This is a genomic window from Paenibacillus sp. 01T422 (assembly GCF_056398785.1).
Map to the genome: position 1 here is coordinate 1 of NZ_JBFTQB010000229.1, position 8,081 is coordinate 8,081.

Here is an 8,081-nt window from a genome sequence, read left to right on the forward strand (position 1 = left end):
CTTCCCAGCCTTCGTGCCAAATGATGGGGGCAATGATAAAACCAAGCGGATATCCGGCTTTGGCCACTTTACCGGCAGCTTCAATTCTTTCATGAAATTTGGATGTACCTGGCTCAAAATTTTTGATCACATAATCCGCATTCACACTAAAACGAAAACGGGTATGTTTATTATGTTTGGCATCTAGTAGTGGCTCTACATGATGGTATTTGGTAACAAAACGCAGCCGTCCGTGCTCTTGCTGCCCCATGAATTCGATGAGCTGCTTTAAGGAGCCAGAGATATGTTCCAGACCAACAGGATCTGAGGTACATGCAGCTTCAAAACGGGTGATTTCGGGTGCTCGTTCATCGATATATTTTTGAGCCGCGCCCAGAATGTCGTCCATATTGACGTAAATACGAATGTAGGGCTTTGCCCCTAACGTAGTTTGTAGATAGCAGTAGTGGCAGTGGCCCATACAGCCTGTTGCGATAGGAATCGCATATTCGGCAGATGGCTTTGAAGTGTCGAATTTAAGCGTTTTGCGTATGCCGACGACCAAAGTTCGTTTGGCAATGCGGTATTTTTCAAGCTCGGTATCACCTGGAAGATCACGTATTTGATTATGTGAGGTTGTCATATGAATCTCTAACCCTTGCTGCTTGGCCCATTCATAGATTTGTTGACCTTTGGTATAATTCAACGCGTCAGGTTCAAAATAAACAAGCTCCGGTACGAATACGGTTGTGTTAGGTGCAGGTCTACTGAGTAATTCTGTTGACATGGAAATCTCCTTTCAGCCAATCGGGATGAAGGTTGAACGTCATCAACTGCTCGAAAATTTCTTAACAATCATTGGCGTCCAAGAGGACAATATATATAAGGATGTTGAGGGAATCGAGCATCATTTAAGCTGGGATTCCATCACATGTATCGAGACTTTGGTCGAATATTTCCGTAGGGATCCAGGTCGGACAGATGAACTCTTGAATGTTCGTAAAGAAATAGAAGCTGATAATTAGACAGAGGCCGCAATCCGCGGCGCTCTGTCTTTTTATTTGTGCATAGAAACAAACTACCCCCGCATAGATAACAAAGTAAGCCCTTTTGTATGATTTGGGGGAGGGGTATCGAATGTTAATCAATGGCGTATTTGAAGGCGGCGGCGTCAAGGGAATTGCGCTAGCCGGCGGTGTCAGTGCAGCGATGCAGCAGGGGCATGTGTTCCACCAAGTCGCAGGTACAAGCTCTGGATCGATTGTAGCGGCTTTACTAGCGGCTGGCTATACCGGAGAAGAGATGAGAGAAATTATCCTTAAGACACCATTCAAATCGTTTATGCAGCGCTCACCGATATTTAATACCAAAATCATCGGGCCGGCAACGCGGCTCCTGATCAAGAAAGGCCTATACTCCGGTGGAGCGCTTGAGCAGTGGGTGTCGGGGCTGCTTACCGCCAAGGGCATCCGTAATTTTGGAGATTTAAAACACAATCAGCTGCGAATTACTGCTTCAGATATTACGCAAGGCAAATTGCTTATTTTGCCTGAGGATATCGCGCAATATGGGATTGATCCGCGAAAGTTCTCAATCGCCAAGGCAGTGCGGATGAGCACAAGCATCCCCTACTTTTTCGATCCGGTCATGATTCGAAGACAAATAAAAAGCTCTGCGAAGGCAGCGCCATTCGCAGAGCAGTTTTATTATATCGTAGATGGTGGATTGTTGAGCAACTATCCCTTATGGGTGTTCGACCGGGATACAGATCGTGAAGAGATCATTCCCGTTATCGGGTTCCAATTAGTTGGTAAAAGCGAAACACCTACGCACACCATCAAAGGTCCGATCACGATGCTTGAGGCCTTGTTTGGAACAATGCTCAGTGCTCATGATGAGCGGTACATTGAGATGAAAAACCGATTCCGTACGGTTAAAATTCCAACGCTTGGTGTGGGGAATACGCAATTTAATTTGTCTAAGGAATTGGGTTTAGCACTGTACGAATCGGGCTACGAAGCTGCCAAAGACTACTTTACTAAATGGACCGCCCAAACCTACGAAGAGAACTATGAGAAATATGTGCTTCGTATTCCGTCTAAATGACGAACAGGGTTTAATGATATTTCGGATAATCATCGGGGTCAGAATCTTTCGTTCCGTTGATTACTCGAAATTTTGCATTTTTCCTTTTGGGCTTGGATGACCCGCGGCCAATAGAAGGTCTTTTCCAACGAGATGGCGGAAATTTGTATAGAAGAAATATAAGCCCTAATACGAGAATTGGAATGAAAAAAGATGGCAAATTTACCAACAATCCAATCGCAATCAAAACTCCGATAGCGATCTCGACCGGCGAAAATCTTCTTCTCATGCCCGTCCCTCCATTATTCTTTTTTCTGCTTCACGCATCCGGTTAAAAGAAGCGATGGAAACCTCAACTTGGCTATCTTCAGGTTCTTTGGTAGTCAGCAGTTGAAGCCATAGTCCCGGATAACCCAAGTAACGGAGAACCGGCACTTCACGAAGGGAGTTCGTGAATCTTAGCACTTCATAAGAAACTCCGATGACGACTGGAAGCAGGACTAAACGCTGCAAGATACGCTCTACATATCCATCATAGTGCAGGAATGAGTAGATAACKACGCCAATCAATACGGTAAAAACAATAAAGCTACTGCCGCAACGGTAGTGTAGCGTGTTGAATTTCTGTACATTGCTGACGGTAAGCTCGACGCCAGCTTCATAGGCGCTGATTACTTTGTGTTCAGCTCCGTGATACTGAAAAAGTCTACGAATCATTGGTGTTAAGGATATGAAGTAAATATATCCAACAAGCAAAATGATTTTGATAACACCTTCTATAAGATTATGAAGAATTTGATTGCTAAATACATTCCCAAACAAAAACTGTTCAATGACTGCTGGAACAAGCGTGAATACGAATTTCCCGAAAAGGAATGATATCACACCCACAACCGCCACACCAAGAATCATCGAAATATTTGAGAAGAAGCCAGGCTTCTCATCTTTATTGGCCGAGGACTTGTCCTCGCCTTCTTGTTCAGCGAAGGATTCCGCTGAGAAATTAAGATGCTGAGCACCTTTGGCGCTGGATTCTATAATGCCGACAATCCCTCTAACCAATGGGATTTTCTTAAGCGTTTGTACCCAAGGGATGTCTTTCCTAGGGACCTCCAAGAAATCAAGTGAGCCATCTTTCTTGCGCACGGCGGTTACATGCACATTTTTTCCTGCGAACATGACGCCCTCAATGACGGCTTGTCCTCCATATATACTGTTTTGTTCTGCCATGAGATCCACCTTCTTATCCTTCTCGAATTCGGTTTTTGGTACTTTCCTATTGTAACGGATTCGCGGTTTGAATGCTACCGATAACGGTAGAACATACTATTCTTACCTGTGATTTACGTGCAATATCTGTAGAGAAAGGAAGAGAACGACTGATGAGTGAGACAAATGTGGGGAAAATGAAAACAAATCGTTGGCTTTATGTCCTATACATTGGCTTTTTCGCTGGCTTCATTTGGGGAGCAATGAAAATAATTGAACATTATTTTAAATTTACCAATATCGTGGTGGGTTTTCTTGTAGAGCCATTTTTCAAACATGATTTCCTTTTGACTTGGCAGGGTGTGCTTATTGGGTGGGGCTTTTTTACGGTGTTTTCCATTATCGCGGCTTTCATCTATATGGTCACTTTGTGGAAGCTGCAATCTGCCTGGTGGGGAATTGGGTATGGTGCGCTCTGGTGGGCGGCGATTTATTTGCTGATTGGCCCATTGGCGGGGATGACTTACTGGGTTACGGATCTGGACCTCAATAGCATTCTGACTGATCTATGTTTGTTCTTGGTGTGGGGAATGTTTATTGGATATTCCATCGCGATCGAGTACACAGATACAAGAACAAGACAACCTATACACAAGACATGAAAGTTATGGTAAAATATCAAAGGTTAAATAGGCGGATATAAGTCCTGTGCAACTGAAAAATGCTGGGGAGTGATTCCTGTTGAAAAAGGTTCTAGTGATTAACGGGCCCAACCTGAATATGCTGGGCATACGTGAACCTGGTGTGTACGGAACGGTGTCCCTGCCCGTCATCATTCAAGGCTTGACTGAATTAGCCGAAGTTCTTTCGGTTGAGATTGAGAGTTTTCAATCGAATCATGAAGGCCATATTATTGATAAAATTCATGAAGCCTTTGGTACGAAAGACGGCATTCTCATTAATCCCGGCGCATTTACGCATTATAGCTACGCCATTCGCGATGCGCTGTCTTCCGTACAATTGCCTACCGTTGAAGTTCATCTATCGAACATTCATAAGCGCGAGGAGTTTCGTCATCATTCCGTCACCGCGCCAGTTGTTATCGGTCAGATTAGCGGATTCGGCGTGCAGAGCTATGAGCTAGGTTTGAAAGCACTACTAACCCATATGCAATAAAAGAAGAAGGAATGGTGATTTCGATGCAGGAGAAACGTATTGAACGTCTTCGCAAGGTTATGCAAGAGCAAAATTTACCGGCTGTACTCATCACGAACGCTTATAACCGTACATATGTATCTGGATTCACCGGTTCTTCCGGCTATGTTCTTATAACGCTAGACCGTGCAATACTTTTGACAGATTTTCGTTATATGACACAAGCTCCTCAGCAAGCGAAGCTTTTCGAAGTGGTTGAGCATAAGGCTAAAGTCATGGATGCTGTCATAGAACTTTTGAATCAACAAGGGATTACGCAGCTTGGCTTCGAACAAGGGGATGTGTCCTATGGTGACTTCCTAAGTTATCAAGCCGCATTACCGGGTATCGAGCTATTGCCGACAGCGAAACTCGTTGAGGGCATCCGTATGGTCAAAGACGATGCAGAATTGCAAATCATGCAGGAAGCTGCAGATTTGGCAGACCAAACATTTTCGCACATTTTGTCCTATATCAAGCCTGGTGTGAAGGAACTTGATATTGCACTTGAGATTGAAATGTTTATCCGCAAAAATGGCGGCACATCGACTTCGTTCGAAACAATCGTGGCTTCCGGCGAACGCTCCGCTCTGCCTCATGGCAAAGCAAGTGATCGCGTGCTCCAAATAAACGAATTTGTCAAATTAGATTTTGGAGCGTATTATAAAGGGTATTGCTCTGATATCACAAGAACAGTTATGCTAGGGAAGCCGACAGACAAGCATAAAGAAATTTATGATATTGTGCTGGAAGCTCAATTGACCTGTTTAGCCAATCTCAAACCTGGTATTGCGGGTAGAGAGGGCGACGCTTACGCACGAGATGTCATCGTGAAGCATGGTTATGGCGATTACTTCGGTCACGGTACCGGACATGGTTTAGGCATGGAGGTTCATGAATCTCCGCGCTTGTCGAAAACCGAGGATACAATTTTAACTCCTGGTATGGTGGTTACGGTGGAACCTGGCATTTATCTTCCTGGTTTTGGGGGAGTTCGAATTGAGGATGACGCAGTAATTACTGACACCGGCATTAAAATACTTACAAATTCTACAAAAGATTTTCTTATTATTGACTAGCGGAGGGATTCACAAGTGATATCAGTAAATGATTTCAAAACAGGACTTACCATCGAAGTAGAACACGATATTTTTACAGTTCTAGATTTTCAACACGTTAAACCGGGTAAAGGCGCTGCATTCGTGCGCTCCAAGCTGAAAAACCTGCGCAACGGCAACACCGTTGAGCGTACTTTCCGTGCGGGCGAGAGCGTGGGCCGTGCACATATCGAAAACCGTGAAATGCAGTACCTGTACGCTAGTGGCGACGRGTTCACTTTCATGGATACAGAAACGTATGATCAGTTCAGCCTTTCCCGTGAGCAATTGAAATGGGAATTGAACTTCCTTCTTGAGAACATGAACATCAAAATTTTGAGCTACCAAGGTGAAATTCTTGGGATCAATCTGCCGAAAAGCGTTGACTTGAAAGTTGTTGAAACAGAGCCTGGCGTTAAAGGCAACACAGCTCAAGGCGCACTTAAAGGTGCAAAAGTGGAAACTGGTCTAGTTGTTCAAGTTCCATTGTTTATCAACGAAGGCGATGTGCTTACCGTTGATACGGAAGATGGCCGTTATATCTCCCGTGCCTAGTTTCAATTAGGACAAGCCTCTCTGACTTTTGACAAGTCAGGGAGTTTTTTTGTTTTGCGTGTGCAATTTTTCACACAAAACCACATTTTATGCTATAATATTGAATTGTTATGCACTAGTATGCGTTAGGAGTGGGTCAGCTTTGTCTCTAATAGTGATGAAATTTGGCGGAAGCTCTGTCGGTGATGCGGAGCGAATGAAACGTGTTGCAAAAAGAATCGTCGAGCGAAAACAAGCAGGTCACAGCTGCGTTGTTGTCGTATCTGCGATGGGAGATACAACGGACGATCTTATCGACCTGTCTAAGCAAATTTACGATGGAGCCCCACCGGCTCGTGAAATGGATATGCTCTTAACGACAGGAGAGCAGGTTTCTGTAGCCCTCTTATCGATGGCGATACATAGTTTAGGGGAGCAAGCGGTGTCTTACACCGGTTGGCAGAGCGGGATTTTCACGGAAGATGTACACGGAAAAGCGAGAATTACCGATATTCAGCCAGGGCGTGTTCTGAATGCGCTCGAACAAGGCAACGTCGTGATTGTAGCTGGTTTCCAAGGAATGACTGAAGCAGGGGAAATTACGACGCTTGGCCGCGGCGGTTCTGATACAACGGCTGTTGCCCTTGCTGCTGCGATCAAAGCAGATCTTTGTGAGATTTATACCGACGTAGACGGTATCTACTCAACAGATCCGCGCATTGTGAAAGTAGCAAGAAAACTAAGCGAAATTTCCTACGACGAGATGCTGGAGCTTGCTAATTTGGGAGCTGCGGTTCTTCATCCAAGAGCAGTGGAATATGCCAAAAACTATAACGTTACCTTGGTGGTACGTTCCAGTTTTACTAACAATGAAGGTACCAACGTGAAGGAGGAAGCAGTGATGGAGCAAGGAATCGTTGTCCGTGGCATCGCCTACGACAAGAATGTGGCAAGAGTTAGTATTCTAGGTGTGCCTGAGAAGCCGGGTCAATTGGCAAAAGTCTTCTTGGCGCTTGCCGAAGTTCAAGTCGACGTAGATATCATTGTACAAAGCGGTGTTCTCAATGGATCGGCGGACTTCTCTTTCACAACGACGCTGGCTGACCGCGAAAAAGCCTTGGATGCGATTGAATCCATCCGCGGCGAAATCGGCTTCCGTGAAGTAACTTTCGAAGTGAACATGGTGAAAGTGTCCATCGTTGGCGCTGGCATGGTTAGTACGCCTGGAGTTGCTGCTACGATGTTTAAAGTAATTTCTGACTTAGGTATCTCCATCTCTCTGGTCAGCACGTCCGAAATTAAAGTATCTTGTGTCATCGAGAACTCGAACTTGACAGAAGCGATTCAATCTTTGCACACGGCATACGGCCTGGACACTACTGAGCAAGCGTACGTTGGCGGTCCTCAAGATCGTAGATAATCTCAGACTTAACTGAATTTATCAGATATAAAATAAGCGAGTTTTAATAAAAATGCTGTAATTCCGGCTGCCATTAAAGGGCCGACCGGAATTCCACGCAAAAAGATAATGCCAAAAATGGAACCAATAACAAGACCCACAATTAATTGTGGGTCTATTTTTAATAGCTCCAACCCTTTTCCGTTCATATAAGTTGCAATCGCTCCCCCAAGAAGAGCGATAATTCCCGGCCAAGAGGTAAATACCGACATGATGTCTTTCACAGTGATTCGTTCGCTGGCAAACGGCACAAGAACACCAATCGTCAGAAAAAGCAACCCAAGCTCTAAGCCTCTTCGCTCCATGGCTGGGAAAAATCGCATTAAACCGACTAGTTTCAAGGCTAGCAGCATGCATGAAGCTGTTGTAATAATTGGAGAACGGCCAATGAGTCCAATAACAATGAGCGTAACTAAGATTATATTGCCATTCATAATCAAAACCCCTCGCCCTCATAACTTTCCATCTTAGTTTATGAGAGGGGCTTGTATTTAGAACGCAGGACGTCCTGAACTGCGCTGCAG

10 protein-coding genes and 1 pseudogene are annotated in these 8,081 nt (G+C 44.7%); 7 read left to right on the plus strand and 4 right to left on the minus strand.

Annotation, left to right across the window (positions count from 1 at the left end; all coding sequences use genetic code 11):
- Window positions 1–766, minus strand: a 766-nt coding sequence (locus AC1DUA_RS14760; protein ID WP_477500489.1) for a spore photoproduct lyase family protein, incomplete at its 3' end; no start/stop codon positions are given.
- A gap of 31 nt (window positions 767–797) precedes the next feature.
- On the opposite strand from AC1DUA_RS14760, the pseudogene AC1DUA_RS14765 reads away from it, so the two are divergent.
- A pseudogene (locus AC1DUA_RS14765) lies at window positions 798–1,004 on the plus strand (iron dependent repressor, metal binding and dimerization domain protein); the annotation flags it as partial.
- Window positions 1,005–1,116: 112 nt separating this feature from the next.
- Window positions 1,117–2,085, plus strand: coding sequence for a patatin-like phospholipase family protein (locus AC1DUA_RS14770; protein WP_477500490.1), 969 nt, complete (start codon window positions 1,117–1,119; stop codon window positions 2,083–2,085).
- A 10-nt stretch (window positions 2,086–2,095) separates the two neighbouring features.
- On the opposite strand, the gene AC1DUA_RS14775 is transcribed toward AC1DUA_RS14770, so the two are convergent.
- Entirely contained in the window at window positions 2,096–2,353 is a 258-nt protein-coding gene (locus tag AC1DUA_RS14775) for a hypothetical protein (protein WP_477500491.1), read from the minus strand.
- A complete protein-coding gene (locus AC1DUA_RS14780) occupies window positions 2,350–3,294 on the minus strand; it encodes a DUF1385 domain-containing protein (RefSeq protein ID WP_477500492.1) in 945 nt (314 codons plus the stop codon). The genes AC1DUA_RS14775 and AC1DUA_RS14780 overlap by 4 nt, the downstream gene beginning before the upstream one ends.
- 152 nt (window positions 3,295–3,446) lie before the next feature.
- Between AC1DUA_RS14780 and AC1DUA_RS14785 the strand changes: the two genes are divergently transcribed.
- The 5 genes from AC1DUA_RS14785 to AC1DUA_RS14805 all read left to right on the plus strand — a co-directional run bounded on the left by AC1DUA_RS14785 (window position 3,447) and on the right by AC1DUA_RS14805 (window position 7,518).
- Window positions 3,447–3,935, plus strand: a complete 489-nt coding sequence (locus AC1DUA_RS14785) for a YqhR family membrane protein (RefSeq protein WP_477500493.1) — start codon at window positions 3,447–3,449, stop codon at window positions 3,933–3,935.
- A 79-nt stretch (window positions 3,936–4,014) separates the two neighbouring features.
- Window positions 4,015–4,449, plus strand: a complete 435-nt coding sequence (gene aroQ / locus AC1DUA_RS14790; RefSeq protein WP_477500494.1) for a type II 3-dehydroquinate dehydratase — start codon at window positions 4,015–4,017, stop codon at window positions 4,447–4,449.
- A gap of 23 nt (window positions 4,450–4,472) precedes the next feature.
- Window positions 4,473–5,546: a M24 family metallopeptidase gene (locus AC1DUA_RS14795; protein WP_477500495.1), complete on the plus strand. Its 1,074-nt coding sequence runs from the start codon at window positions 4,473–4,475 to the stop codon at window positions 5,544–5,546.
- 15 nt (window positions 5,547–5,561) lie between these two features.
- Window positions 5,562–6,119, plus strand: coding sequence for an elongation factor P (gene efp, locus AC1DUA_RS14800; RefSeq protein WP_477500496.1), 558 nt, complete (start codon window positions 5,562–5,564; stop codon window positions 6,117–6,119).
- A gap of 142 nt (window positions 6,120–6,261) precedes the next feature.
- Window positions 6,262–7,518, plus strand: coding sequence for an aspartate kinase (locus AC1DUA_RS14805; protein WP_477500497.1), 1,257 nt, complete (start codon window positions 6,262–6,264; stop codon window positions 7,516–7,518).
- 8 nt (window positions 7,519–7,526) lie between these two features.
- Here AC1DUA_RS14805 and AC1DUA_RS14810 read toward each other — a convergent pair whose 3' ends face one another.
- Complete coding sequence (locus AC1DUA_RS14810) at window positions 7,527–7,991, minus strand: DUF441 domain-containing protein (RefSeq protein WP_477500498.1); 465 nt, start codon at window positions 7,989–7,991, stop codon at window positions 7,527–7,529.
- Window positions 7,992–8,081 lie beyond the last annotated feature (90 nt).